We start from the raw sequence: 24,374 nt of genomic DNA on the forward strand, positions 1-24,374 counted from the left end.
GCTGCGAGGGAGGCACGGCGTAAAAAGATATATCTCGGAGTGAACGACACCTATGGATAGACGACAGTTGCTCGCAATGCTCGCCGCGGGCACTGCGACGGCCCTGACGGGCTGCTCCGCGAGCGACGCCTCCCCGCACAAGATCACCCCGCGTATCAGCGGACCGGTCACCGCGTCCACGACGACGGCGGCTACCGAGCCGCTGGCCGCTCCGCCCGGTACCCCCAAGTCCGCCATTCCCGCCGGGACCATTACCGCACTGCCCGGCACCGGCAGCAATTTGGCGCTCACCGTCGACGACGGGGCCAGCCCGGAAGTGGTCGGCGCGTACATCAAATTCGCGCAGGACACCGGCGCGCGGTTCACCTTCTTCGTGACCGCGAATTACGACTCCTGGACCGCCCATCGCGCCGAGCTGCGGCCGCTGGTGGAGTCCGGCCAGATCCAGCTGGGCAATCACACCTGGGACCACCCCGACCTCACCAAGCTCTCCGCGGCCGAGGTATCGACGCAGCTGGGCAAGGCAAAAACCTTCCTGCACAACAACTTCGGCGTGGACGGCACCCCCTACTTCCGGCCGCCCTACGGCCGCCACGATGCTACGGTCGACAAGGTGGCAGCGGATCTGGGGTACACCGTCCCCACCATGTGGTACGGCTCGCTGTCGGACTCCGGCGTCATCACCGAGGACTACCTGATCGAGTGCGCGCGAAAGTATTTCAACGCGCAGGCCATCGTCATCGGGCATGCCAATCATCCCCCGGTCACCCATTGCTACGGGCAGCTGATCGACATCGTGCGCCAGCGCAATCTGTCGCTGGTCACGCTCAATGACGTACTGAGGTCGCCGACGTAGCCGGATTCGGCCGGGGGAGTGGATGTTCCGGCGCCACGGGCGCTGGAGACGAGGGAATGAGGTTCGATATGGACAGGCGACGGCTGCTGACGATGCTGGCGGCGGGCACGGCCGCCACCCTGCTGGGCACCGGTGAATCGCGCGCCGACTTCCCCTTCGACACCGGATCCTCCGGGATCGTGCCGCAGATCCCCGGCATACCGCAGATCCTGGCCCCGGACTTCGGCCCCAAGACGCCGATCGGCCCGGGCACCATCAATGCCCTGCCCGGCGCGGGCAACCACATGGCGCTCACCATCGACGACGGCGCCAGCTCCGAAACCATCCGGGGTTTCATCGATTTCGCCCGCAATACCGGGGCCCGGATCACCTTCTTCGTGACCGCCTACTACCCGGGCTGGCTCGATCACCGGGATGTGCTGCGCCCCCTGGTCGATTCCGGTCAGGTCCAGCTGGGCAACCACACCTGGGACCACCCGGACCTGACCCGGCTGTCCGGCGGCGCCGTCGCCGACCAGCTGAACCGGTGCAAGGACTTCCTCTGGAACCAGTACGGCACCGACGGAACCCCTTACTACCGGCCGCCTTTCGGCCGCCACAACGGCAGCGTCGACGCTGTCGCCGCCGACTGCGGCTACAGCGTCCCGGCCATGTGGTACGGCAGCCTGAGCGACACCAACAAGGTGATCAGCGAGGACATGCTGCTCGACGCCGCCCGCCAGTGGTTCCGCGCCCAGGCCATCGTCATCGGCCACGCCAACCGGCCCACCGTCACCCACATCTACGACCAGCTCATGGACCTCATCCGCGAGCGCAGCCTGCAACTGGTCACCCTCAACGACGTCCTGATCCCGCCGCGCTAGCGCCCGGCCGCCGCGAATCAGCCCGTGAACACGGCGGATTCGCGGAGCCGGTGCAGGCGCAGGGCCAACTGGATCTCGAGCGCGCGATCCGGATGCTGACAGCCCTCGCCGAGCAGCCCGGTGATCCGCTCCAGCCGCTGCGTCACCGTATTCACGTGCACGTGCAGCTGTTTGGCGCTGGCGCTGAGACTGCACCCGCTGGCGAAGTAGGTTTCCAAGGTGTGGACCAGCTCGGTCCGGCGGCGGCGGTCGTAATCGACCACCGGACCGAGCGCATTGTCGAGGAAGGCCGGGGCGTCGGCGTCACCGCTGATCAGCAGGCCCACGAAGCCCAGATGTGCTGCACTGGAGGCGGATGCGGCGCGGCCGAGCGCGTGCAGCACCCGCACGCAGCGCATTGTCTCGCGGTAGGCGGGCTCGGTACCGGCGGGCAGCTGCACCGGTCCCGCGCCCGCGACGGTCGCCCGGGAGCCGAGCGCCGCCGCCAGCTCCCGGCCGAGCTGTTCGGCGGCGGCGGTGGGGTCCGAGCCGGGCAGCAACAGCACGGTGTGCTCCCCGCGGGTGGCGGCCAGGCCGTGCTGGGTCATGCCGTAACCGGTTGTCCAGGTGGCCATTCGGCGATGCTCGCCGTGATCGACGTCCACCAGCACATGGGGCCGTGACAGATCGATGCCCAGCAGCGCGGCCTGGTTCTCCAGCGCCGCGCGATCGGCGACCCGCCCGGCCAGCAGATCGTCGAGCAGCTCGCCGCGGACCCGGCCCTCGGCCTCGGCAATGCTGCGGCGGAACAACAGCAGCAGCGCGGTCACCAGCGTTGCGCGTTCGAGAATGCGCTGATCGGAGACCGACAGCGGGTCCGGATGATGCAGCACCAGGGTGCACAGCGGTTCGCTGCCCGCACCGCCGGGCGCGGCCCACAGCTCCTTCAGCTGCGCGGTGCGCCCCAATTGCGCTGCCGTGGTGACGATCTCGCCCAGCATCCGGTCGTCCTCCAGCTGCCCGTGCGGCCGGGGGCCGGGCGCGTCGACCAGGCCGACACGGCGGCCGTCGGCGTCGAGGACCAGCAGCGCCCCACCGAGGATATCGGCGGCGACCGCGGCGACATCGTCCACGCCGCCGCCCCGCACCACCACGTCGGTCATCCGGTCGTGTGCCTGCGCCGCCCGTTCCACGGTGTTGTAGTGGGCGTGCATGGCCTCGTTGGCGGCGCTCCATTCGGCCAGCGCCGTGCGGGTTTCGGTGAGCAGCCGGGCCGAGTCCAGTGCGATGGTGGCGTGTGCGGCCAGCGAAGACAGCAGCGCGATCTCCTCGGGCGCGTACGGGCGGGCATCGCGGTGCGAGGCGAACAGCACCCCGATCACCCGCTCGCCCAGCTTCATCGGCACGCCCAGAATGGCCACGATGCGCGCTGACGGGACGAATCCAGAAGCCGCTCATCACGATTCACGGCACCCTCGACACCCTGCTGCCCATCGGCCGGGACTCCGACGTGTATGCCGCCATGATCCGCGACCGGGGCCGGGGCGATCTGCACCGGTACTACCGGGTCGAGGGTGGCAACCACGTGGACGGACTGTACGACACCCACCCGAATCTGCTGCGGCCCATGCTGCCCTGCTTCCGCAGCGCCTCCACCGCACTCGAATCATGGACGGCCGCAGGGCAATTGCCGACGCCGGACGCGACCTTGGCCCGGACCGCCGTCGGCGACCCGGCCGCTACCTGCCCGCTGGGCAACTGAGAGAAGGAAGAATGATGAGGAATATCACGACGGCATCGCTGCTGCTGGCCGCCGCGGTGGGCATCGCAGCGGGTCCCGCGGGAGCGGCTCCGGCTGATGCAGGTGGCAATGCCATCGATTACACCGCCACCACGACCGAGACCGGCGCGATCATTCGCACCGACGCCGGTTCGCTGGTGAACGACAACGGCATCTTCGAGATCAAGGCACCGGACGGCACCGTGATAGCCGGGACCGAATTGAAGCTGCGGGTGGACGATTTCGAGTTCCCGGTCGCGGCGCGGATCTCCGACCACACGGCGACCTTGACCCCGCAGATCGATGAGGCGCACGCGGTGTACAAGCCGGTCGCTTTGCCCTACGAGGATCAGGCTCCGTTCAAGAGCCAGTACGACCGTGAGCAGGCGGCGTGGGCCCGGATGCGCGACACCATCAGTGTGGGAGCGACGATCGGCACGCTGGTCGGCGGCCTGGGCGGGGCCGCACTGGGCTGCCTCGTCGGGGCGGGCGCGGCGGCGGGGATCGTCGGGCTGGGCTCGGCGGGCATCCTCGCCGCCATGTTCGTGCCGCTGCTCGGCGCCGCGGGCGCGGGTTGCGTGATCGGTGCGGGCGCCGTCGGTTTCCTGGGCACCTTGGCGGGTCAGCTGTTCATCACGGCCCCTGTCGCGATCGCCGCCGCGGTGCAGTAATTCACCACGATCAACGCGCCGTTCACACCGGCGAAGTAAGGCCCTCGCCGCCCGGCGGGCAGTGCCGGGCGGCGAGGTTCATCCCAATGTTGAGGAAACCCGCATGAAGTTGCGAAACGCTTTATCCGCCTTGGCCGTTGCCGCGGGACTGGCCGCGGCCACCGCGTCCATGGTGACCGCCGCCGTTCCGAGTCCCACGCCGGGCGCCCTGCAGGGCTACAACATCAGCGCCACCTACGTGTCGGGCGTCTCGTCCGGCGGCTACATGGCCAACCAGCTGCACATCGCCTATTCCGGAGTGTTCGCCGGCGCGGGCATTTTCACCGCCGGTCCCTACCGCTGCGCCGGGGACTTCGATTACGCGGTGCGCGCACAGAATTCGTGCATGCAGAACGGGTCGGGGCGGCAGACTCCCGCCCAATTGGAAACCGAGACACGGGATCTGGCGAGTCAGGGCGAGGTGGACGCCGTCGCCAATCTCTCCGGCGCGCCGGTGTACCTGTACCACGGCACCAACGACAACACCGTGCTCCAGGCCGTCAACGACGATCTCGCCGCCTACTACGCGGGTTTCGGCGCGAACCTCACCTACGACAAGACCAGCGCGGCCGGGCATGCCTGGGTCAGTCCGCTGGGACCGGTGAACTGCTCGGATACCAGCTCGCCTTTCATCAACAACTGCGGCAACGATCCCGAGAAGGCGATGCTCGCCAAGTTCTTCGGCACCGTGAGCGCCCCGGCCGCCACGCTGAACGGCAAACTGGTCCAGTTCGACCAGAACACCTACGCGCCGGGCGGTAGTGCGAGCGCTATCAGCATGGACGACAAGGGATTCGCCTATATTCCGCAATCCTGCGCGGGCGGGACCAGCTGCCGCCTGATGGTCGCCCTGCACGGCTGCAAACAGGGCTACGACTACCAGTCGTTCGGCGACACCTTCATGAAGGACGCCAACCTCAACGAATACGCCGACACCAACAACATGATCGTGCTCTACTCCCAGGCGATTCCGCTCAGCAGCGCGAGCACCACCAACCCGAACGGTTGCTGGAACTGGTGGGGCTACGGCGGTGACAGCGCCTACGCCTGGCACGGCGGCAAGCAGATCGAGGCCATCATGGCCATGGTCCACAAGCTCAGCGGCGGTGCGACACCGCCGACCAGCACGACCACACCGCCCCCGACCACGACGACCACACCGCCCCCGACCACGACGACCACACCGCCGACCACCACCGTTCCGCCGACCACCACGACTCCGGCGCCCACCTGCATCACCGACAGCAACTACAACCAGGCCGTGGCCGGCCGGGCGCACCAGAACCTCGGCCAGACCTATGCCAACGGGTCGAATGATGCTCTCGGCCTGTGGAATACCTACAACACCAGTTCGCTGAAGGAGACCAGGCCCGGCTACTGGCAGAAGTGCTGAGGGGTGCGGCACTCATCGGGCGGCACGGCGATCTTCAGCCGTGCCGCCCGGCGTGCGCGGCGGCGGCGGTGACCAAATGCCCGGAGGGTCGGGCGAAAAGCCCGTGTTCCACGATCTTCCGGCCCGCGACACTCGGGCTATGCGGGTCGATGAAGACAGGCTGACGGTGCCGGATCGTACGACGATGACCGAGGCCATGGAGTTGGCGGCGCGAGCGCCGTCGGTGCACAACACCCAGCCCTGGCGCTGGCGTTTCGACGGACTTCGCCTGCGGCTCCACGCGGATCCGACGCGTCGGCTGGCCGCGGTGGACCCCCACGGCCGGCAACTGGTGATCAGCTGCGGCGCCATGCTCGACCATGTGCGAACCGCGTTCGCCGATCGGGGCTGGCATGCCGAGGTGCTCCGCCTGCCGGACCCGAAGCGCCCGGACTACCTGGCCGCCATCGGATTCCGGCCGTGGGACGAGGTACCGGCCGAACTCCGGGAGCGGGCACGGGCGATCGAGCGGCGGCGCACCGACAGACTGCCGCTGCGGGCTCCCGCGCACTGGGAACAGACGCTGGGGGCACTCCGTGAGGTGGCCGCGCCCTACCGCATCGCCGTCGACGTGCTCGCCGAGGATGCTCGCCCGAGCCTGGCCGCGGCCTCCCGCCGTTTCGGCGACCTGCGCCGCCTCGACCTGCTGTACGAAACCGAATTGGACATGTGGACAGGACATTCCGACGGGGCCGACGGCGTGCCCGCGACGGCCCTGGTCTCCGACACCGAGTTCGACCGGGTCGGGGTGGGCCGGATCTTCCCGTCCGGCGCGCCCTCCGCGCGCCGCCCCGGGCTCGACGATCGCGCCCGGCTGGTGGTGCTGAGCACCGCGAAATCCTCGGTGACACATTGGCTGCGAACCGGTGAGGCGCTGTCGGCGGTGCTGCTGCGCTGCACCGCGGACGGGCTCGCGAGCTGCGCCCTGACCCACATCACCGAACTCCCGGCGGGGCGGGAACTGCTGGAAACCCTGGTCCCCTACCCCGGCACACCTCAGGTAGTGATCCGGGTCGGCGAAGCGCCGCGGGGCGCGGACCCGATAGAGTCCACGCCCCGCCGTCCACTGGACGAAATTCTCTCCTACTGAACGAGATTCGTGCGGTCAGGGGGTGGACTGCACCCCGCCCCCGACCGTGATCGCCGGACGTGACTCGCCGATGCCCATCGCGTGATCCAGCAGGATCAGAGCCGCGATCAGTGCCAGCGCCCCGAGAATCACCACCAGACCCAGCGGCACCCGCGGGATGCGGAAGGTGGACATGTGCTGGGGGCGCGTCATTTCGCCTCCACCGCAGCGGTTTCGGTGACCTGATGGGCCCCCGCGCCCCAGCCGACGTGCGCCTCGGCGCGCATGCGCTCCACCATGTGCGGGTAGTGCAACTCGAAAGCCGGACGCTCGGAACGGATGCGGGGGAGTTCGTAGAAGTTGTGCCGCGGTGGCGGGCAGGAGGTCGCCCACTCCAGGGAGTTGCCGTAACCCCACGGGTCGTCCACGGCCACGACCTCGCCGTAGCGGTAGGACTTGAAGACGTTCCACAGGAACGGCAGCATCGACGCGCCCAGCAGGAAGGCCCCGATGGTGGAGACCTGGTTCAACAGGGTGAATCCGTCCGAGGGCAGGTAGTCGGCGTAGCGGCGGGGCATGCCCATATTGCCGAGCCAGTGCTGGGCCAGGAAGGTCAGGTGGAAGCCCAGGAAGGTGGTCCAGAAGTGCCACTTGGCCAGGCGCTCGTCGAGCATGCGCCCGGTGATCTTGGGGAACCAGAAGTAGATGCCCGCGAAGGTGGCGAACACGACCGTGCCGAACAGGGTGTAGTGGAAGTGCGCCACCACGAAATACGTGTCGGACAGGTGGAAGTCCAGCGGCGGGCTCGCGAGGATGACGCCGGACAGGCCGCCGAAGAGGAAGGTCACCAGGAAGCCCAGGGAGAACAGCATGGGCGATTCGAAGGTGAGCTGGCCCTTCCACAGGGTGCCGATCCAGTTGAAGAACTTCACGCCGGTCGGGACCGCGATCAGGAAGGTCATGAACGAGAAGTACGGCAGCAGCACGGCTCCGGTGGCGTACATGTGGTGCGCCCACACCGCGATGGACAGCGCCGCGATGCCCAGCGTCGCGTACACCATGCCGGTGTAGCCGAAGATCGGCTTACGGGAGAAGACCGGGAAGATCTCCGACACGATGCCGAAGAACGGCAGCGCGATCACGTACACCTCGGGATGCCCGAAGTACCAGAACAGATGCTGGAACAGCATGGTCCCGCCGCTGGCCGGATCGTAGATGTGCCCGCCCAGGTGCCGGTCGTAGTACAGCGCCAGCGCGGCCGCGGTCAGCAGCGGGAACACCAGCAGCACAAGGAAGCTCGCGACCACCACGTTCCACGTGAAGATGGGCAGACGCCACATGGTCATGCCGGGGCAGCGCAGGCACACCACCGTGGTCAGCATGTTGACCGCGCCCAGAATGGTGCCCAGGCCGGACGCGCCGACGCCCAGGATCCACATGTCCGCGCCGACACCGGGGGAGTGGATGATGTCGCTCAGCGGGGTGTACGCGGTCCAGCCGAAGTCGGCCGCGCCGCCGGGGGTGATGAAGCCCGCCGTCGCCAGTGACGCGCCGAACAGATACAGCCAGTAGCTGAGCGCGTTCAGGCGCGGGAACGCCACATCGGGCGCGCCGATCTGCAAGGGCAGCAGGATGTTCGCGAAACCGAAGATGATCGAGGTCGCGTAGAACAGCAGCATGATGGTGCCGTGCATGGTGAACAGCTGGTTGAACTGCTCGGGCGAGAGGAACTGCATGCCGGGCTTGGCCAGCTCGGCGCGCATGATCAGCGCCATCAGGCCCGCGATCATGAAGAAGGCCATCGAGGTCACCAGATACATCTGACCGAGGACCTTGGGGTCGGTGGTGGTGACCACCTTGTAGAGGAACGAGCCCTTGGGGGAGCGCCGGATCGGATGCGGCCGCACCGCCACCGGCAGTGCCGATCGATCCGGTGAATCCGATCTCGGCATGGGAGCTACCTGTGTCACCTATCCTCCTGAGCGACCGTTCCGAAAACGCGCACCCGGCAGCAGAATTGGCGGAAATGCGCAAAGCAACCGAACGGTAGTCACGGGGAACCGGCCCCGACCAGGCCGAAGGGACCTTTCGGGGACCTCTGGCGTCCGATTGGGGACTTTCGGCGATTCGGTGGACAACCCTGTGGCCCTGGCCCCGCCCGCCCGTGTGACTTGGCTTACCCGGGCACGAAAAAACCCGCGCCACCTCCGAAAACCGGAAGCGGCGCGGGTTTTTCCGCGAACGGACTCAGGCGACGATGTTCACCAGGCGGCCCGGCACCACGATGATCTTGCGAGGCGGCTTGCCGCCCAGCAGTTCCGCGATCTTCTCGTCGGCCAGGGCGGCGGCCTCGACCGCGGCCTGATCGGCGTCGGCGGGCACGCTGACGCGGGCGCGGACCTTGCCGTTGACCTGGATCGGGTACTCGACCGAATCCGCCACCAGCAGCGCCGGATCCGCCACCGGGAACGGGCCGTGCGCCAGGGCGACGGTGTGGCCCAGGCGTTCCCACAGCTCCTCGGCCACGTGCGGGGACATCGGGGCCAGCATCAGGACCAGGGGCTCGACCAGGGACCGCGGCGCACCGTCGCCGTAGTTCTTGGTCAGGTAGTTGGTCAGCTCGATCAGCTTCGCGCCCGCGGTGTTGTCGCGCAGGTTGGCGAAGTCGTCGTCGACACCGGCGATCGTCTTGTGCAGCACGCGCAGCGCATCGGTCGACGGCTCGGCGTCGGTGACCTTCAGCGCGCCGGTCTCCTCGTCCACCACCAGTCGCCACACGCGCTGCAGGAAGCGGTGCGCGCCCACGACATCCTTGGTGGCCCACGGCCGCGAGGTGTCCAGCGGGCCCATCGACATCTCGTAGAAGCGGAAGGTGTCCGCGCCGTACAGGTCGCACATCTCGTCGGGGGAGATGGCGTTCTTCAGCGATTTGCCGATCTTGCCGTACTCCTGGAAGACCTCCTCCTCCACGCCGGAGGCATTGGTCCAGAAGAACTTTCCGTCCCGCTCTACGATCTCCGCGGCGGGCACGTAGGCCCCGCGCGCGTCGGTGTAGGCGAAGGCCTGGATGTAGCCCTGGTTGAACAGGCGGCGGTACGGCTCGGAGCCGGACACGTCACCCAGATCGAACAGCACCTTCTGCCAGAACCGCGCGTACAGCAGGTGCAGCACCGCGTGCTCCACACCGCCGACGTACAGGTCCACGCCGCCCGGATCCTTCGGACCGTGCTCGGCCGTGCGCGGGCCCAGCCAGTACTTCTCGTTCTCGGGGGCGCAGAAGGTCTCGTCGTTGGTGGGGTCCGCGTAGCGCAGCTGGTACCAGGAGCTGCCCGCCCAGTTGGGCATGACATTGGTGTCGCGGCGGTACTTGCGCGGGCCGTCGCCCAGATCCAGTTCGACGTTCACCCAGTCGGTGGCCTTGGCCAGCGGCGGGGACGGCTCGGAGTCGGCGTCGTCCGGGTCGAAGGTGACCGGCGCGAAGTCGTCGATCTCCGGCAGCCGCACCGGCAGCATGGATTCCGGCAGCGCGTGGGCCCCGCCGTCCTCGTCGTAGACGATGGGGAACGGCTCGCCCCAGTAGCGCTGCCGCGCGAACAGCCAGTCGCGCAGCTTGTACTGGACGGTGCCCCTACCGTGGCCGTTGGCCTCCAGCTCGGCGATCACCTTGGCCTTGGCGGACTCGATGTCCATGCCGTCGATGTAGCCGGAGTTCACCATGACGCCGTCACCGGTGTACACGGCCTCCGAGACGTCGCCGCCCGCGACCACTTCCACGATGGGCAGGCCGAAGGCGGTGGCGAACTCCCAGTCGCGCGCGTCGTGGCCGGGGACGGCCATGATCGCGCCGGTGCCGTAGCCGCTCAGCACGTAGTCGGCGATGAAGACCGGCACGCGCGCGCCGTTGACCGGGTTGGTGGCGTAGGTGCCCAGGAAGACGCCGGTCTTCTCCTTGTTCTCCTGCCGCTCCAGATCCGATTTGGCCGCGATCGAATTGCGGTAGGCCGCAACGGCTTCCGCGGGCGTATCCGCGCCGCCGAAGGTCCAGCGCTTGTCGGTGCCCGTGGGCCAGGACGCGCCGGTCAGGGTGTCGACCAGCTCGTGCTCGGGGGCCAGCACCACGTAGGTCGCGCCGAACAGGGTGTCGGGGCGGGTGGTGAAGACCTCGATCAGGTCGCTGCCCGCCTCGAACTTGACCTGCGCGCCCCGCGAGCGGCCGATCCAGTTGCGCTGCATGGCCTTCACGTTCTCCGGCCAGTCCAGCTCGTCCAGGTCGTCGACCAGGCGATCGGAGTAGGCGGTGATGCGCATCATCCACTGCCACAGGCGCTTACGGAACACCGGGAAGTTGCCGCGCTCGGAGCGGCCGTCCGCGGTGACCTCCTCGTTGGACAGCACGGTGCCCAGGCCCGGGCACCAGTTGACCATCGAATCGGTCTGGTAGACCAGGCGATAGGAGTCGACGACGGAATTCTGCTCGGCCGGGGACAGCTCGTTCCAGGCGCGTCCCTGAACGGCTTCGCGCTTGCCGTCGGCGAATTCGGCGATCAGCTCGGCGATCGGGCGGGCCTTGCCCAGGCCCGCGTCGAACCAGGCGTTGTAGATGCGCAGGAAGATCCACTGCGTCCACCGGTAGTACTCGGGATCGGTGGTGGCGAAGGTGCGCCGCCGGTCGTGGCCCAAGCCCAGCCGGTCCAGCTGCCGCTGCATATTGGCCATGTTCGCGACCGTGGTGTCGCGCGGGTGCGCGCCGGTCTGCACCGCGTACTGCTCGGCGGGCAGGCCGAAGGCGTCGTAACCCAGGGCGTGCAGCACATTCCGGCCGTGCATGCGGTGATAGCGGGCGAACACGTCGGTGGCGATATAGCCCAGCGGGTGCCCGACGTGCAGGCCCGCGCCCGACGGGTACGGGAACATGTCCTGGATGAACAGCTTGTCGGCCGGGGTCTCGCCCTGCAGCGGACCGACCGGGTTCGGCGCGTAGAACGTGCCGCGCTCCTGCCAGTTGCCCTGCCACTTGCGCTCGATGCGCCCCGCGAGGTCGGCGTTGTAGCGGTGTGCGGGAACGTCGCCGCCCCCACCCGCGGTCGCGGTGGGTGTTTCGGTTGCACGGGTGTCCTGCACTGTCCTGCCTTCTGTGTCCAGCCAATCCCCGATAAAGGTCGCTCACCAGGGTAAAACGTGGCCTTCCCCAGGCCCAAAAAGGGTAGGGGTACCGTTTACCGGGTGTTCGTCGTGGCGCTGATCCTCTTTGTCTTCGCGGCTGTGGCCGTGGTCACGGGCGTGCTCGGGTTTACGGGCGCCCTCCCTGGCAACCGGTATTTCGGCGTGCACTCGGAGGCGGCGGTGAAAACCGAGGAAGCCTTCAAGCTCGCCAACAAGGTGGCGGCACCGACCTCCATCGTGGCCGGGCTGCTGCTCGCGGCCAGTGGTGCGGTGGCGATCGTGGCGGGTGGGATTCCCGCGCTGATCGTCGCGGTGGTGGCCGTGGTGATCGCGGTGTTCACCCTCGGGGCGGGTGCGGCGGCCGCGGAGAAGGCGCTGGCCGTGGCGTTTCCGGAGGAGAAGGTCGGCGGGTGCGGGAGCGCCTGCGGCTCCTGCTCACTGCGCGACGCCTGCGAGCCCGCCTAGCCGCTTCGCGACGAGTACTCAGTTCGCGAGGTCGCGGCGCATCCAGATGTGCGGGATGCCCGCGTCCATGCCGATCTCGCCGTACGCCTCGTAGCCGAGCTTCTCGTAGAAGCCGCGGGCCCGGGTCTGCGAATGCAGTTCGACCGCGCCCAATCCGCGCTCGGCCACGCGCTCCTCGATGGCCCGAACCAGGGCCGCGCCCAGTCCGGTACCCCGGGTCTCCTCCAGCACCGCCAGTCGGCCGAGCACGCCGACGCCGTCCCGCACGATCAGGCGTCCGGCCCCGACGGGCTTGCCGTCCAGGCGGGCCAGGAAATGATCGGCAACCTCATCGAGTTCATCGATCTCGATCTCTTCGGGCACGCCCTGCTCATCCACGAACACCTTCATGCGCACGGCATAGGCGTCGGCTAGTTCTTGTTCGGTACTGACGGTGACGACCTGGATCATGAGTCCAGCATGCCTGAGTGTCCGAGCTCACTTGCCGAGAGTTCGCCAGCGTGAGCGGCGGGCCCGATTCGGTCCCGGCCCGGGCAGCCCGAACTCGCTCGCGAAGGCGGCCGCGTCCGCGATCGTGGTGGTCTTTGGCCGGGTCCGCGCCCACTCCACGTAGCGGGCCGTGAAGTCGGGTCCGGCGGCAAGTGCCAGGTGCGGGAAGCGCCGGGCCACCTCGTGCGCCCGCTTGTGCAGCAGTCCCTGCGCGGTGGCGGCGAGATCGGCCGCGTCGAAACCGGGCGGCACCGCGGCCCCCGCCACCAGCGCCGACACCAATGCCGCCTGCTGCTGTGCGAGTGTCATGTCCGAATCGGTTCCGGGTGCAGGGTGACGGCCGGGCGGCCCGCCGCGGCGGCGATGGCATTCAGTTCGGCCGCGAGTTCGGTTGCGGGCGGGTAGTTCCCGTCACGCTCGAGCATGAGCGGGACGGTACGGCCCGGCGCGAACTCGGCGACCAGGGCCAGCACCTCGGCGGGGACGGCGTGCACGTGGGTGTCGATATAGCGGCCGCCGGACTCGTGGCCGCCCGCGATATGGCAGTACGCCAGCCGCTCGGTGGGCAGGCGCAGCAGTTCGGTGAGCGGATCGCGTCCCGTATTGCGGGCATTGGCATACACATTCGCGATATCGAGCAGCAGGTAGACGCCGGTGCGGTCGACCAGCTCCCGAAGGAATTCGGCCTCGGTGTATTCGGCGTCGGGCCATTCGAACAGCGTCGCGATGTTCTCCACGGCCAACGGCACGTCCAGCTGCCTGCTGGCACGGAAGATATTGCGCTCCAGTGCATCCAGCGCCTCGCGGGTGCGGGGGACCGGCAGCAGGCGCCCGGCCTCCAAGCCACCCGCGCGCACGAAGGCGATGTGCTCGCTCACCAGCGGTGACCCCAGTGTCCGTGCGCATCCGGCGAGGTGGGCGACGCGTCCGTCGTCCACCGCCTCCGCCCCGCCGAGCGAGAGCGAAATACCGTGCGGCACAGCCGGAATGCCCCGGTTCACCAGAGCGGCCAGCTCCTCGGGCACGGCGATGCCGGTTCGCGATCCGGAGCGACCGAGCAATGTGCCGAGGCCGCCGCGCCCGGAACCGCCGGGGGTCAGGGTTTCCGCGATCACCTCGCAGAAGCCGATGCCCTCCAACGCCGCGACCGTCCGCAGATCTCGCGCCGCCAGCCGATGCCCAGCGCCCCCGCCGGGAGCGGTGATCCGCTCATCCGCCGCAGCCTCCCCCGCAACTGCTGCCGCAACTGCTACTGCTGCAACTGCTTCCGCCGCCGCTGTCACCGCTGCTGCCGCTGTCGGTGCTACAGCTGTAGCCGCTGCCGCCACCGCCGACCGGGACGGCCGCCATGCTCACCGCTCCGGCCAGCTCCGGATCCATCATCCACAGCGCGGCACCGCCGAACAGGGCCACGGCCAGGGCGGCGCTGTCGGGACCGTAGGAGCTGTAGGCGGGCGAATTGCCCGGCCGCAGATACAGATTGCGCTCCTGTTCGGCCGCGAGCGTGTCACGGCCACGCCGCGCCACCCGGGGCGGCCGCAACATCAGCGCCGCGGCGATGAACGTGACGATCAAGGCCACCACCAGGAATCCGACGCTGTGGTGTGTCGAGGCGCCGGCGACCAACCGCGCGAGGCCGATCACGAGCAGCAGGTCGAGCGGAAGGGTGGCCAGGATCAATGCTTTCCGCTGTCGCGGACCCGACAGGTACCCGCGGGCGCGAAGATCCGCGCGCATCTTGACCACCGCGAAAATGCCCGCCGCCCGCAGGTCTCGAATGTTGCGCCGGTCCGTACGAATCAGGTGCGCGTGCAGCGAGACCGACAGGGGGTCGAGGGCAGACATTTCGGCGGCGGTCGGCGTGCGGATCGACCGCCCGGTGGAGTCGATGAGGTGCCTGCCGCGCAGTTGCGCCAGGCCCGCCAGCACCGGTCGCTTCTCGTCGATCAGCATGGCCAGTTCGGTGGGACGCAAGGGGCCGTTCGGGTCCGATGCCGGTGTGATCCTGTTCAGTACCGCGCGGCGACAGGCGAGTGCGAGGCCCAGCGCCAGCAGTGCGCCCAGCGCGTAGTACCCCAGAAAGGCAGGTCCCGAGATTCCCCAGGTGTCGGGTGCGGTCGTGGCCGCGGCGGTCCACTGGACCATGGCGATTCCCCTCGGGAGTCGTCGTGATGTTCGATCACCACCAGTATCGCCGTCGCGCGGGTGCGGTGTTATCCCGAGAATTTTGGGGTGTTTAGCCTGGTTCGGTGCGATTTATCAGCAAGTTCTACATAGACGGGTTCATCCTGTCGATCCTTGCGATGGTCCTGCTGGCCAGTGTTTTCCCAGCCCGGGGCGAGGCCGCCGAGGTCGTGAGCTGGTTGACGAAGATCGCTATCGCATTGCTGTTCCTGCTCTACGGCACCCGGCTCGCGCCGCGGGAGGCAGTCGAAGGTCTCAAGCACTGGCGGCTGCATCTGACCGTGCTGGCCTGCACGTTCGTGCTGTTCCCGGTGATCGGCCTGGCCGCGCGGGTGCTGGTGCCGCACGTGCTCACCAGCGACCTGTACACCGGTGTGCTGTTCCTGTGCCTGGTGCCGTCCACGGTGCAGTCCTCGATCGCCTTCACCTCCATCGCCAAGGGCAATGTGGCGGGCGCGATCGTGAGCGCCACGGTGTCGAACCTGCTGGGCGTCTTCCTGACTCCCGCGCTGGTGATCGCGCTCATGAACACCACCGGCCAGGCGCGGGTCGATCCGTCCGCCGTGGTGGACATCGTGCTGCAGCTGCTGGTGCCGTTCTTCGTCGGACAGCTGATCCGGCCCAAGGTGAAGGGCTTCCTGTCCCGCTATGCCGAGCCGACCAAGCTGGTGGATCGCGGTTCCATCCTGCTGGTGGTCTACAGCGCCTTCAGCGCGGGCATGGTGGAGGGCATCTGGCATGCCATGTCGCCGTGGCGGATTCTGCTGCTGGCCCTGGTGTGCTGCGCCATCCTGGCCATCGTGCTGACCGCCACCGGATTCCTCGGCGAGGCGGTGCGATTCGATCGCGCCGACCGCATCGTGGTGGTGTTCTGCGGTTCCAAGAAGAGCCTGGCCACCGGTCTGCCCATGGCGACGGTGCTGTTCGCCGGTCACCCGGTGGGCCTGATCGTGCTGCCGCTCATGATGTTCCACCAGATTCAGCTGATCACGTGCGCGGCCCTCGCCGGACGCTGGGCTCGTACCGCGCCGTCAGCGTGAGCAGCCGGCTGTCCTCGCGCCGCAGCGAGCGCCCGCCGGCCGAGGGCCGCCCGGCCAGCGCGTGCAGTACGGCGCGGTCGGCGAGCGGATCGCCGACGGCGATGCGGGCGCTGCCGTCCGGATAGCGCTTGGCCACGATTCCGGCCAGCGCCAGCGCGGGGGCGATATCGCGCCCGGGCAGGTAGAGGAAGTTGGCGCTGCTGCGCGGCACCCGGATGCCGCCGCGGCGCAGTTCGGCGCGCAGTAGTTCGCGTTCGGTGGTGATGCGCAGAATCCGTTCTCCCAGTTCGGCTTCGGCCGCGTAGGAGGCGCGCACCGCGGCCACCGCGGTGGCTGGCACGCCGAACGGCAGTTGCAGGCGGTGCACCCGCCGCACCAGTTCGGGCGCGCCGAAGGCGTAGCCGATGCGCAGCCCGGCCAGACCGTACGCCTTGGAGAAGGTGCGCAGCACCAGCACATTGGGGTGCCGCCGGATGAGCTCGCGGGCGTCGAGAGTGTCTGTCGCGCCGAGGAATTCGACGTACGCCTCGTCGAGGATGACCGGCACCCGGGCCGGGACGGCGTACAGGAACGCCTTCAATTCACTGGCCGGGACCACGGTTCCGGTCGGATTGTGCGGGCGGCACACCGCGATCAGCCCGGTGCGCTCGTCCACCGCCCGCGCCATGCCCCACAGGTCCTGACGGCCGTGCGGATCCAGCGGCACCGCCACCGGTCGCAGCCCGACCATATTGGCCATGATCGGATAGCCGTCGAAGGTCGGTGCGGCGTAGACGAATCCGGCTCCGGCGCGGGGGAGGGTCTGCATGATCTGCATGGCCACCCCGGTCGCGCCGGAACCCACCACCACCTGGTCGGCGCGCACGCCCAGCCGGTCGGCGATGACCTGCGGCAGCCGCGTGGGCAGGAACTCCGGATACCGGTTGGCCATATCGATGCAGTCGTCGAGCGCCTCGATGACCGAAGGCAGTGGCGGGAACGGGTTCTCGCTCAGGCTCAGGTCGTAGCGGACGGCGGGCTCCTCGCCGCGCAACCCGGTCGGCCACCGCATCGGGGTGACCTGGGACCGCATCGGTGCGACCGGAGACCGCAGCGGTGCCAGCGGCGCGGGGCGGCTGTCCTCCTCGACGCCGTCGCGGGTCATCGCGCGGCTCCCCAGCGCACGGCCGCCGCCCCCGCGAAGTCCCCGGCGTGCGCGAACGCCGCCATCAGTACCACCGAGCCATTGCGCAGCCGCCCGGCCCGGTTCTCGGTGTCCAGGGTGACCGGAATGCCCGCGGCGAAAAGGTTTCCGCAGCTGTCGAAGGTGTCGGGATGCCGTTCGGGCGGCAACTCCATGGCCTCGTTCCAGTTGCGCAGGAACAGCCGGTTGGGCTGATTGGTGACGAAGGTGTCGATATCGCGGGACTTCACCCCGATGCGCTTGCACACCGCCTGTGCCACCTCGGGCACCAGCCGATTGCCGCGCGTCATCACCTTGGCCACCTTGGACTCGGTGAAGGTCACGCAGCCCTGGCCCTCGCCGGGCTCCCAGTACTTGCGCTCGCCATTGGTGCTGAACTCCATGTCCCCGGCGAACTCCGGATAGGTCCGGCACTCGATATCGAGGACGGGCGCGGAATTGTTCTTCACCAGCAGCCCGACCCCGCACCCGTCGCCGGGAACCGGAGCCTGCGCGAGCCCGCGAATATCGGACTGGGTGAACACCGGTCCGGCGCAGTTCTGCGCGCACGCGATGAGCGCGGTGCGCGCGTCGGTGGTCTGCAGGATCATCCGCGCCATCCACATCATGTGGATGAACGCCGCGCAACCGCCGTTGTGCACGTCGAAGACCCAGCGCGGCTTCATATCCAGCCGCCGCGCCGCCTCCGTCCCCGCGCCCAGCACCGGATTGTCGGGCAGCTGGGTGTGGGTGAGCAGCACGTCGATCTCCGAGATCTGCTGCGTCCCATGGCGATCGACGAGCGGGGCGACGGCGCGCTCGATCATGTCGACGGCGGTCTCGTCGCGGGCCACGTGGTGGCGGCCCTTGGGCGCGCGGAACATGACGTTCTTGGCCATCCGGTCCGAGCGCGAGAACTGGGTGAAGTACTCGGTGCCGACCGGTTCACCGGGCAGGTACCCGGCCACGTCGACCAGGCTGACAGGCGGCGTCCTCAGGGTGGGGTTCGTAAAGTCCATGGGAGACAACTCACTTCATCCAATTTGGCTTGATGGGTAGGCCATGTGCGGCGCGGTATTCCGCGATGGCCTTGAGGTTGTCGAGCTCCAATTGGTGCCCGGCGGAGAACATCTCCCAGAAGTCGCCCACCCACACCTTGCGCTTGTCCGGCGCGGCGTCCTTGTACGGGTTCTTGTCGTAGAACGGGTGATGGCAATTCGTCCACAGCACAACCGATCCCGGCTTGTCGAACACCACCTGGGCGTCGACCACCCGCATCAGGTAGATCATCCACAGGTGCTCGCCCTGGTCCCAGGCGCAGTGGTAGTCCACGGTCATGGCGTCGGGATTGGCGACGGTGCGGGTGTAGATCTTGGTGCTCTCGCCCAGCCGGTCGTAGGAAACCCACAGGCCCGGCTCGTCGGTCTCGGTGAAACCGCGCAGGCTGTAGGTCCACTCCTCCAGGGACCGGGTGTCGGCGAGATAGTCGTAGAGGTCCCGTGGCGGTGCGTCGATGTAGCCCTGGACGGGGCAGTAGTCGCCGAAGATCTGGTCGTGCGGGTACACCGACCGGAGCATGTCGAGGATGATCGGCGTGGTGGCCTCGCGGTCGGAGTTCTCGATGCGCAGCACGCCGGGGACGACTTCGGGAATATCGCTGAGTGCGGGCAGGGCGCTGGTGGTCACGGATTACCTCCTGGGTGGCGTCAGGAACGGTGTGAACGGCGGGATTTCGTCGGGGTCGCAGTCGACGGCGATGAAGGTGGGGCCCGGGCGGTCGGCGCAGTGCCGCAGCGCCGCGGCGAGCTCGGCCGGGGACTCCGGTGCGTGGGTGCACAGATCCGGGAACATGGCGGCCATGCCCGCGCCCGGATACGCGGGACGGAATCGGTTGAAGCTGTAGCGATCTCCGTAGTACAGTTGTTCGCGGGTGATGCACATGGCGTGCGCGTTGTTGTTGAGCACCACGAAGGTGACGGGCAGGCGGTGCTCGATGGCGGTGTGAATTTCCATGCCGTGCATGAAGAAGGCCCCGTCGCCGGCGATCACATAGGTCCGGCGCAGGCTCCCGTCCGGGCGGCGGTGCCGCGCGAACGCGGACCCGATCCCGGCCCCGAAGGCATAACCCATCCCGCCCATGCCGAGCGCGACGGTGAAGCGGCCGTCGCGGGGCAGCCGCAGGTGATGCACCACGGCCGCACCGGTATTGCCCGCGTCGGCGAAGACATCCGACCCCGGCGGCAGCGCGTCGTTGATGGTCTCGACCACCTCCCGGTAGCGCAGTCCCGGGCCGTCGGAGGGCGGCACCGGCAGCGGCGTCAACGAGTGTCCGGGCTCCACGCGTGGGTGCAGCGGGATGACCGGAGCGGAATCGGCCGCGCCGGAATCCAATTCGCCGATCAGTTCGGCGAGGGTCTTGGCCAGGTCGTTGCTGCCCGCGTGCCGGGTGGGCAGAAAGGGTTGCAGCGCACCGATACTGACGGTCGGCACCGCGGCGAGCGCCTCCTCCATCCCGGCCCGCGCGGTGACCGGCATGCGGGTGCCGATCAGCAGGCACAGCGCCGCGCCGTGCAGCGCGTCCAGCAGTTCCGGATTGCCCATGCTGCCCGACACGCCGCAGTAGCCCGGATCGGCGTGGTGGTAGACGTCCTTGGCGTCGGGGGCGACGCCGACGGCCGCGTCCAGGGCGGCGGCGAAGCGGGCCAGTTCGGCGCGGGCATTGTCGCGGGCCACCTGGTCACCGGCGATGATCACCAGCTTGCCGGTGGCGCGGGCCCCGCGCACGATGTCCAGCACCCGCCACAGGCTCTCGATCTCCCGGCGGTAGGCGTGCGAGGGCGGCACGAAATCCGGGGCCACCAGGTCGGCCTGCTGAATGTCCTTGGGCAGCAACAGCACCGCGGGTCCGCCGCGCCGCGCCGCGGTGACCGCGTGGGTGAGGTGCGCGGGCAGGTCGGCGGGGGCCTCGACGCGCGCGCAGTACCGAGAGATCGGCGTGAACAGCGCGACCGCGTCGAAGGCGCCGGCCTGCCCGCTCGAATCCTGAAAAGCGCCCTTGCCCTCCAGGACCGTCGGGGGCTGCCCGACCAATGCCAGCACCGGGACCCGCGAGGCGAACGCCTCGGCCAGTCCGGCCACCAGATTCACGGCCCCGCCGCCGGAGGTGGCGCACACCACCCCGATCCCCGAGGTGGAGCGGGCGTAGCCGTCGGCCATGGTGGCGGCCGCGAACTCGTGTTTGGCGACCACCGCGGTGATCAGCTTCCGATGCTCGAACGCCGCGTCGTAGAGATCTTCGATATTGGCCCCGCCGACCCCGAAGATGTGCCCGACACCCAGCGCCGAAACCGCCTTGACCAGGTGGTCCGCTACCCGTGTTCCGCTGTGCATGGGCGCTTCCCTTCGGTAGCCACCACCGGTGCCTCACCCGAGATACGAATGCGAGTCATGAGCGGTTCAATCTCCGCTTTTCGCGACAAGTCTTGCGGTGTACGTATACATCTACGTATAGTTGGAGTCATGCCGAACAAGACGATTTACGTATCCGATGATGACCTCAAGCTGTTTCAGCGCGCGCAGGAGCTGGTCGGGGGCAATCTGTCGGGCGCGATCGTGACGGCACTGCGGCGCTTCATCGAGCTCGAAGAGGGCCGTCAAGAGGGCTACGAAGAGGTGGTCCTCAAGGTCGGCAAGGACGGGGTGCGGCAGGTCCGCTTCTCCGGCGCCCTGCTGACCCACTGGCACCAGATGGCCAACGAGCGCATCGAGGACATCCGGGTGTACCGCACACGCAAGGGCGCGTACGCGGTGCACAGCCACTTCTCCAACTGGTCGGAGTTCCCGACCGACACCAATCCGCTCAAGGACTGGCGGCAGTGGCGGCGCTTTCTCGGTCTGGGCGAACAGGATTGGGGTGATTTTACCCTGGAGGTCTACGACACCCTCGACGACCTGAAGGGCGAGATCCCCGACAACCTCTACGCCCGCGTCGTGGACGCCACCGCGCACCCGCAGGTCGAGGATCTCGATATCTGATCGAAAAACCCTGTAGCGCAACTGAATAGCTGGATTCGAAAACTTTGATCGCAAGCCTCGGCGGTCACGGCGTGGATGACGTATGCATTCATGCCTACTTATTGATGAATGAGAGGGGAGTCATGAACCACCCCGGAACGGCGGCCATCGCGGTCACCGGCCTCTGCAAATCCTTCGGCGAGCACATCGTGCTCGACCGCATCGACTTCGACGTCCCGGAAGGCACCGTCTACTCGCTGCTCGGCCCCAATGGCGCGGGCAAGACCACCACCGTCGAGATTCTGTCCACGCTCAAGCACCCCGATGGCGGCGAAATCACCGTCGGCGGACACGATCTCGCCACCGACCCCGACGGGGTCCGCTCGGCCATCGGCGTCACCGGGCAGTTCTCGGCCGTCGACGAACTGCTGACCGGGCGCGAGAACCTGCTGCTCATGGGCGACCTACACCATCTGCCGCGGGCCGAAAGCCGCAGGCTCGCAGCCGAACTGCTGAGCAAGTTCGATCTGGAGGAGGCGGGCGACAAGATCGCGTCGAGCTACTCCGGCGGCATGACCCGCCGCCTGGACCTGGCCATGACCCTGGTCGGCGACCCGCGCATCATCTTCCTCGACGAGCCCACCGTGGGCCTGGATCCGCGCAGCCGCCGGGCCATGTGGGACATCATCCGCGATCTCACCGGGCGCGGCGTCACCATCTTCCTGACCACCCAGTACCTGGAGGAGGCCGACCAACTGGCCGACCGCATCGCGGTACTGCATCGGGGCCGGCTGGTCGCCGAGGGCACCGCGGATCAGCTCAAGCGCCTGGTGCCCGGCGGCCACATCCGGCTGGACTTCGGCGTGCGCGACGAATTCGATGCCGCCGCACTGTTGTTCGGCAATGCCGCGCAGGTGAACGGCGATCTCACGCTGGCCATCCCGAGCGACGGCGCGGTGCGATCGGTGCGCGAGGTGATCGACCGCCTCGACAGCGCCGGGGTGGAACCGGCCGGGCTGTCAGTGCACACCCCCGATCTCGACGACGTATTCCTGGCCCTCACCGGTGGCCACGTTCCGGAGCAGGAGACCTCCCGATGAGCACCGCATTCGCCGACTCGAAAACCATGCTGCGCCGGAACCTGTTGCACGCCAAGCGGTATCCGGGGATGACCTTCGCGCTGGTCATCATGCCGGTGTTCCTGCTGCTGCTGTTCAACTTCGTCTTCGGCAGCGCGCTGAAATCCTCCACCGGCGGCAGGTACATCGACTACCTGGCGCCCGGCATGATGCTGATCATCCCGGCGTACATGGTCGCGGGCGTCGCGGTCGGCATGGCCACCGATATGACCAAGGGCATCAGCAATCGCTTTCGCACCATGCGCTTCTCGCACGCCTCGGTGCTGACCGGGCAGGTGGTGGGCACCCTCATTCAGGGCCTGCTGGGCGTGACCGCCATGACCCTGACGGCCTTGGCCATCGGCTTCCGCCCGAACGCCAACCCGCTGGAATGGGTGGCGGCCTTCGGCCTCATCGCGCTCACCATCTTCGCGCTGAACTGGCTCGGCGTCGGCTTCGGCCTGATCGCCCAGACCCCGGAGAGCGCGTCGAACATGCCCACGCCGATCCTGTTCCTGCCCTTCCTGGGCAGCGGCCTGGTGCCCACCGACACCATGCCGGCCGGGGTGCAGCAATTCGCCGAGTACCAGCCGTTCACGCCGATCACCGAGACCCTGCGCGGGCTGCTGATGGGCGGGCCGATCGGGCACAACGGCATCCTGGCGATCGGCTGGCTGGTGGTGATCGGCGTGGCCGGATACTTCTGGTCCACATCGACCTTCCGCCGCAAGACCAAGTAATCGCAGGACCAAGGCGGGACAGCGCGACGGCGCACTCCTCATCGGGGTGCGCCGTCTTTCCTGCGGCCTCAGATATTCGCTGCCAGTAGGACGTTCCCCGACATGTTGCGGATCTCGACCGTCTTCAACTGATCCGGCGACACCGAGGTGGTGCCGTCCGGGGTCAGCACCTGGCCCGGCTTGACCGTCCACTCGGCGAGCTTGGACTGCACGCCGTCCTCGCGGGTCACCCACAGCGACAGCGTCCACAGGTACCCCTCGTCGTCCTTGTCGGTGGCGGGCGGGTACTTGCACCACATGTCCACCCGGGTCTGGCCGTTGACGGTGATCACCTTGAAGGTGGCCTGAATCGGGGTCGCGGACTGCGGCTTCAGCGGGCCCTGCGCCACCACCTGCTGCACCACCGCCGGGGTCTGCTCGCGGGCCACGGTGGCGGTCACCGGCACCGCGATCATCACCGCCGCGGCCGCCGCCACTGGTCCGCCGAGCGTCCACCATCGCCTTCGGCGCCGCCGTTTGACGGCCTGCGCCGCCAGCGTCGGCAGTAACCGCTCGGGCGGCGGCGGTACGGTGGCGGGCGGATCCTCCTGCGCCGCAAGCGACAGCGCGGTATCGGTGTCCACCAGCGCCAGCAACCCGGGCAGCCCGGCCAGTTTCGACACCGCCGTGCGGCACGCGTCGCATCCGATCAGATGATCCTCGTACTCGCGGCGGTCGTCCCGGGCGAGAGCACCGAGCACGTACGCGCCATCCCAGGTGGTGTAGCCATCGCACAGCTCATGGCCCTCGGTCATCTCGTCACCCCCATCTCCTGCAGCACCAATCGCAATGCCCGCATGCCGTAGTGCATCCGGGACTTGACCGTGCCCTCCGGGATTTCCAGCTCCTCCGAAATCTGGTGGGTGGAAAGCCCCCGGTAGTAGGCACGGACGATCACGTCGCGGTGATCGATGCTCAGGCGCGCCAGCGCATCGGCCACCAGCCATCCGTCCAGAGCCCGATCCGTCTTGTCCGGTTCGGGGACCTCCGGCGGGTGGTCGGTGCGGAACTCGCGCCGACTGCGCGCGCTGCGGTGCTCGTCCACGGCCAGATTACGGGCCACCGTGAACAGCCACGCCCGCGCCGAGGTCGTCGTCTGGTCCAGCACATTGGGCCGCTGCCAGGCGCGCAGCAGTGTCTCCTGCACGATGTCCTCGGCGCGGCCCGGATCCCCGACCAACCCATAGGTGTAGCGCCACAGTGCCGCCGCGTGCTCGTCGTAGAGCGCGCGGAGCAATGCGGCCTGATCCTCCGGCATCGCGCTAACCCGT

General features: G+C 68.3%; 24 protein-coding genes and 1 pseudogene. 11 read left to right on the top strand and 14 right to left on the bottom strand.

Translation table 11 applies throughout. The annotated features are described in order from the left end of the window. Positions 1–76 precede the first annotated feature (76 nt). Positions 77–856 (top strand): polysaccharide deacetylase family protein, encoded by a 780-nt coding sequence (locus tag NS2_RS07120; RefSeq protein WP_370737275.1) that lies wholly within the window; start codon positions 77–79, stop codon positions 854–856. A 68-nt stretch (positions 857–924) separates the two neighbouring features. After that, a complete protein-coding gene (locus NS2_RS07125; protein ID WP_033085879.1) occupies positions 925–1,719 on the top strand; it encodes a polysaccharide deacetylase family protein in 795 nt (264 codons plus the stop codon). Between the two features lie 17 nt (positions 1,720–1,736). Here NS2_RS07125 and NS2_RS07130 read toward each other — a convergent pair whose 3' ends face one another. Continuing rightward, complete coding sequence (locus NS2_RS07130) at positions 1,737–3,119, bottom strand: helix-turn-helix domain-containing protein (protein ID WP_052085996.1); 1,383 nt, start codon at positions 3,117–3,119, stop codon at positions 1,737–1,739. 89 nt (positions 3,120–3,208) lie between these two features. On the opposite strand from NS2_RS07130, the gene NS2_RS36700 reads away from it, so the two are divergent. The 4 genes from NS2_RS36700 to NS2_RS07150 all read left to right on the top strand — a co-directional run bounded on the left by NS2_RS36700 (position 3,209) and on the right by NS2_RS07150 (position 6,710). Continuing rightward, a complete protein-coding gene (locus NS2_RS36700; RefSeq protein WP_033085880.1) occupies positions 3,209–3,460 on the top strand; it encodes a hypothetical protein in 252 nt (83 codons plus the stop codon). Positions 3,461–3,474: 14 nt separating this feature from the next. Then, entirely contained in the window at positions 3,475–4,149 is a 675-nt protein-coding gene (locus tag NS2_RS07140) for a DUF8020 domain-containing protein (protein WP_036545458.1), read from the top strand. Positions 4,150–4,252: 103 nt separating this feature from the next. Then, positions 4,253–5,581, top strand: a complete 1,329-nt coding sequence (locus NS2_RS07145; protein ID WP_145961862.1) for an extracellular catalytic domain type 2 short-chain-length polyhydroxyalkanoate depolymerase — start codon at positions 4,253–4,255, stop codon at positions 5,579–5,581. A gap of 184 nt (positions 5,582–5,765) precedes the next feature. Then, entirely contained in the window at positions 5,766–6,710 is a 945-nt protein-coding gene (locus NS2_RS07150; RefSeq protein WP_147207114.1) for an Acg family FMN-binding oxidoreductase, read from the top strand. A gap of 15 nt (positions 6,711–6,725) precedes the next feature. Here NS2_RS07150 and NS2_RS35860 read toward each other — a convergent pair whose 3' ends face one another. The 3 genes from NS2_RS35860 to leuS all read right to left on the bottom strand — a co-directional run bounded on the left by NS2_RS35860 (position 6,726) and on the right by leuS (position 11,810). Then, complete coding sequence (locus NS2_RS35860; protein WP_155239029.1) at positions 6,726–6,902, bottom strand: hypothetical protein; 177 nt, start codon at positions 6,900–6,902, stop codon at positions 6,726–6,728. Further along, complete coding sequence (gene ctaD / locus NS2_RS07155; protein WP_370737273.1) at positions 6,899–8,659, bottom strand: aa3-type cytochrome oxidase subunit I; 1,761 nt, start codon at positions 8,657–8,659, stop codon at positions 6,899–6,901. The genes NS2_RS35860 and ctaD overlap by 4 nt, the downstream gene beginning before the upstream one ends. A gap of 277 nt (positions 8,660–8,936) precedes the next feature. Beyond that, positions 8,937–11,810 carry a leucine--tRNA ligase gene (leuS, locus tag NS2_RS07160; RefSeq protein ID WP_033085882.1) on the bottom strand — a complete coding sequence of 958 codons (2,874 nt, stop codon included), beginning with the start codon at positions 11,808–11,810 and terminating at the stop codon, positions 8,937–8,939. Positions 11,811–11,912: 102 nt separating this feature from the next. Between leuS and NS2_RS07165 the strand changes: the two genes are divergently transcribed. Then, the gene (locus tag NS2_RS07165; RefSeq protein ID WP_033085883.1) at positions 11,913–12,317 is read left to right on the top strand and encodes an SdpI family protein; all 405 of its coding nucleotides are present in this window, start codon (positions 11,913–11,915) and stop codon (positions 12,315–12,317) included. An 18-nt stretch (positions 12,318–12,335) separates the two neighbouring features. Here NS2_RS07165 and NS2_RS07170 read toward each other — a convergent pair whose 3' ends face one another. From NS2_RS07170 to NS2_RS07185, 4 genes and pseudogenes are all read right to left on the bottom strand, one after another. Further along, positions 12,336–12,767, bottom strand: a complete 432-nt coding sequence (locus NS2_RS07170; protein ID WP_033085884.1) for a GNAT family N-acetyltransferase — start codon at positions 12,765–12,767, stop codon at positions 12,336–12,338. 27 nt (positions 12,768–12,794) lie between these two features. Further along, positions 12,795–13,115, bottom strand: coding sequence for an SCO6045 C-terminal-like domain-containing protein (locus NS2_RS07175; protein ID WP_033085885.1), 321 nt, complete (start codon positions 13,113–13,115; stop codon positions 12,795–12,797). After that, positions 13,112–14,019: pseudogene (locus tag NS2_RS07180) on the bottom strand (MbnB/TglH/ChrH family RiPP precursor modification enzyme). The gene NS2_RS07175 and the pseudogene NS2_RS07180 overlap by 4 nt, the downstream one beginning before the upstream one ends. Then, positions 14,016–14,951: a TIGR04222 domain-containing membrane protein gene (locus NS2_RS07185; protein WP_033085886.1), complete on the bottom strand. Its 936-nt coding sequence runs from the start codon at positions 14,949–14,951 to the stop codon at positions 14,016–14,018. The pseudogene NS2_RS07180 and the gene NS2_RS07185 overlap by 4 nt, the downstream one beginning before the upstream one ends. 104 nt (positions 14,952–15,055) lie before the next feature. Here NS2_RS07185 and NS2_RS07190 point away from each other — a divergent pair, with 104 nt between their 5' ends. Further along, the gene (locus tag NS2_RS07190) at positions 15,056–16,030 is read left to right on the top strand and encodes a bile acid:sodium symporter family protein (RefSeq protein ID WP_033085887.1); all 975 of its coding nucleotides are present in this window, start codon (positions 15,056–15,058) and stop codon (positions 16,028–16,030) included. Here NS2_RS07190 and NS2_RS07195 read toward each other — a convergent pair. The 4 genes from NS2_RS07195 to NS2_RS07210 all read right to left on the bottom strand — a co-directional run bounded on the left by NS2_RS07195 (position 15,978) and on the right by NS2_RS07210 (position 20,582). Next, positions 15,978–17,081: an aminotransferase class I/II-fold pyridoxal phosphate-dependent enzyme gene (locus NS2_RS07195; protein ID WP_052086013.1), complete on the bottom strand. Its 1,104-nt coding sequence runs from the start codon at positions 17,079–17,081 to the stop codon at positions 15,978–15,980. The genes NS2_RS07190 and NS2_RS07195 overlap by 53 nt on opposite strands. 89 nt (positions 17,082–17,170) lie before the next feature. Next, positions 17,171–18,211, bottom strand: coding sequence for a 3-oxoacyl-ACP synthase III family protein (locus NS2_RS07200; protein WP_045436224.1), 1,041 nt, complete (start codon positions 18,209–18,211; stop codon positions 17,171–17,173). 10 nt (positions 18,212–18,221) lie between these two features. Beyond that, on the bottom strand, positions 18,222–18,878 hold the full coding sequence (locus tag NS2_RS07205; protein WP_033085888.1) for a DUF8713 domain-containing protein: 657 nt from the start codon (positions 18,876–18,878) through the stop codon (positions 18,222–18,224). 3 nt (positions 18,879–18,881) lie between these two features. Next, on the bottom strand, positions 18,882–20,582 hold the full coding sequence (locus NS2_RS07210; RefSeq protein WP_036545439.1) for a thiamine pyrophosphate-binding protein: 1,701 nt from the start codon (positions 20,580–20,582) through the stop codon (positions 18,882–18,884). Positions 20,583–20,711: 129 nt separating this feature from the next. Between NS2_RS07210 and NS2_RS07215 the strand changes: the two genes are divergently transcribed. The 3 genes from NS2_RS07215 to NS2_RS07225 all read left to right on the top strand — a co-directional run bounded on the left by NS2_RS07215 (position 20,712) and on the right by NS2_RS07225 (position 23,064). Further along, positions 20,712–21,227, top strand: a complete 516-nt coding sequence (locus NS2_RS07215) for an EXLDI protein (protein ID WP_033085890.1) — start codon at positions 20,712–20,714, stop codon at positions 21,225–21,227. A gap of 122 nt (positions 21,228–21,349) precedes the next feature. Then, positions 21,350–22,306, top strand: coding sequence for an ATP-binding cassette domain-containing protein (locus NS2_RS07220; protein WP_033085891.1), 957 nt, complete (start codon positions 21,350–21,352; stop codon positions 22,304–22,306). Next, positions 22,303–23,064, top strand: a complete 762-nt coding sequence (locus NS2_RS07225) for an ABC transporter permease (RefSeq protein WP_071812212.1) — start codon at positions 22,303–22,305, stop codon at positions 23,062–23,064. Before NS2_RS07220 ends, NS2_RS07225 begins: the two co-directional genes overlap by 4 nt. 68 nt (positions 23,065–23,132) lie before the next feature. Here NS2_RS07225 and NS2_RS07230 read toward each other — a convergent pair whose 3' ends face one another. Together NS2_RS07230 and NS2_RS07235 are read right to left on the bottom strand one after the other, a co-directional pair. Next, positions 23,133–23,858 (bottom strand): zf-HC2 domain-containing protein, encoded by a 726-nt coding sequence (locus NS2_RS07230; RefSeq protein WP_033085893.1) that lies wholly within the window; start codon positions 23,856–23,858, stop codon positions 23,133–23,135. Beyond that, positions 23,855–24,361 carry a sigma-70 family RNA polymerase sigma factor gene (locus tag NS2_RS07235; RefSeq protein ID WP_033085894.1) on the bottom strand — a complete coding sequence of 169 codons (507 nt, stop codon included), beginning with the start codon at positions 24,359–24,361 and terminating at the stop codon, positions 23,855–23,857. Before NS2_RS07235 ends, NS2_RS07230 begins: the two co-directional genes overlap by 4 nt. Between the last annotated feature and the right edge of the window lie 13 nt (positions 24,362–24,374).

The sequence above is a fragment of the Nocardia seriolae NBRC 15557 genome, from assembly GCF_007990715.1.
Classification (GTDB): domain Bacteria; phylum Actinomycetota; class Actinomycetes; order Mycobacteriales; family Mycobacteriaceae; genus Nocardia; species Nocardia seriolae.

What these genes read in the sequence shown, in the direction of transcription:
- NS2_RS07200 (WP_045436224.1), bottom strand. Translation starts at nt 18,211, where the DNA reads ATGGACTTTACGAACCCCACCCTGAGGACGCCGCCTGTCAGCCTGGTC.
- NS2_RS07230 (WP_033085893.1), bottom strand. Translation starts at nt 23,858, where the DNA reads ATGACCGAGGGCCATGAGCTGTGCGATGGCTACACCACCTGGGATGGC.
- NS2_RS07210 (WP_036545439.1), bottom strand. Translation starts at nt 20,582, where the DNA reads ATGCACAGCGGAACACGGGTAGCGGACCACCTGGTCAAGGCGGTTTCG.
- NS2_RS07220 (WP_033085891.1), top strand. Translation starts at nt 21,350, where the DNA reads ATGAACCACCCCGGAACGGCGGCCATCGCGGTCACCGGCCTCTGCAAA.
- NS2_RS07145 (WP_145961862.1), top strand. Translation starts at nt 4,253, where the DNA reads ATGAAGTTGCGAAACGCTTTATCCGCCTTGGCCGTTGCCGCGGGACTG.
- NS2_RS07150 (WP_147207114.1), top strand. Translation starts at nt 5,766, where the DNA reads ATGACCGAGGCCATGGAGTTGGCGGCGCGAGCGCCGTCGGTGCACAAC.
- NS2_RS07175 (WP_033085885.1), bottom strand. Translation starts at nt 13,115, where the DNA reads ATGACACTCGCACAGCAGCAGGCGGCATTGGTGTCGGCGCTGGTGGCG.
- NS2_RS07140 (WP_036545458.1), top strand. Translation starts at nt 3,475, where the DNA reads ATGAGGAATATCACGACGGCATCGCTGCTGCTGGCCGCCGCGGTGGGC.
- NS2_RS07225 (WP_071812212.1), top strand. Translation starts at nt 22,303, where the DNA reads ATGAGCACCGCATTCGCCGACTCGAAAACCATGCTGCGCCGGAACCTG.
- NS2_RS07235 (WP_033085894.1), bottom strand. Translation starts at nt 24,361, where the DNA reads ATGCCGGAGGATCAGGCCGCATTGCTCCGCGCGCTCTACGACGAGCAC.
- NS2_RS07185 (WP_033085886.1), bottom strand. Translation starts at nt 14,951, where the DNA reads ATGGTCCAGTGGACCGCCGCGGCCACGACCGCACCCGACACCTGGGGA.
- NS2_RS07120 (WP_370737275.1), top strand. Translation starts at nt 77, where the DNA reads ATGCTCGCCGCGGGCACTGCGACGGCCCTGACGGGCTGCTCCGCGAGC.
- NS2_RS07170 (WP_033085884.1), bottom strand. Translation starts at nt 12,767, where the DNA reads ATGATCCAGGTCGTCACCGTCAGTACCGAACAAGAACTAGCCGACGCC.
- NS2_RS07215 (WP_033085890.1), top strand. Translation starts at nt 20,712, where the DNA reads ATGCCGAACAAGACGATTTACGTATCCGATGATGACCTCAAGCTGTTT.
- NS2_RS07125 (WP_033085879.1), top strand. Translation starts at nt 925, where the DNA reads ATGGACAGGCGACGGCTGCTGACGATGCTGGCGGCGGGCACGGCCGCC.
- NS2_RS07195 (WP_052086013.1), bottom strand. Translation starts at nt 17,081, where the DNA reads ATGCGGTGGCCGACCGGGTTGCGCGGCGAGGAGCCCGCCGTCCGCTAC.
- NS2_RS35860 (WP_155239029.1), bottom strand. Translation starts at nt 6,902, where the DNA reads ATGACGCGCCCCCAGCACATGTCCACCTTCCGCATCCCGCGGGTGCCG.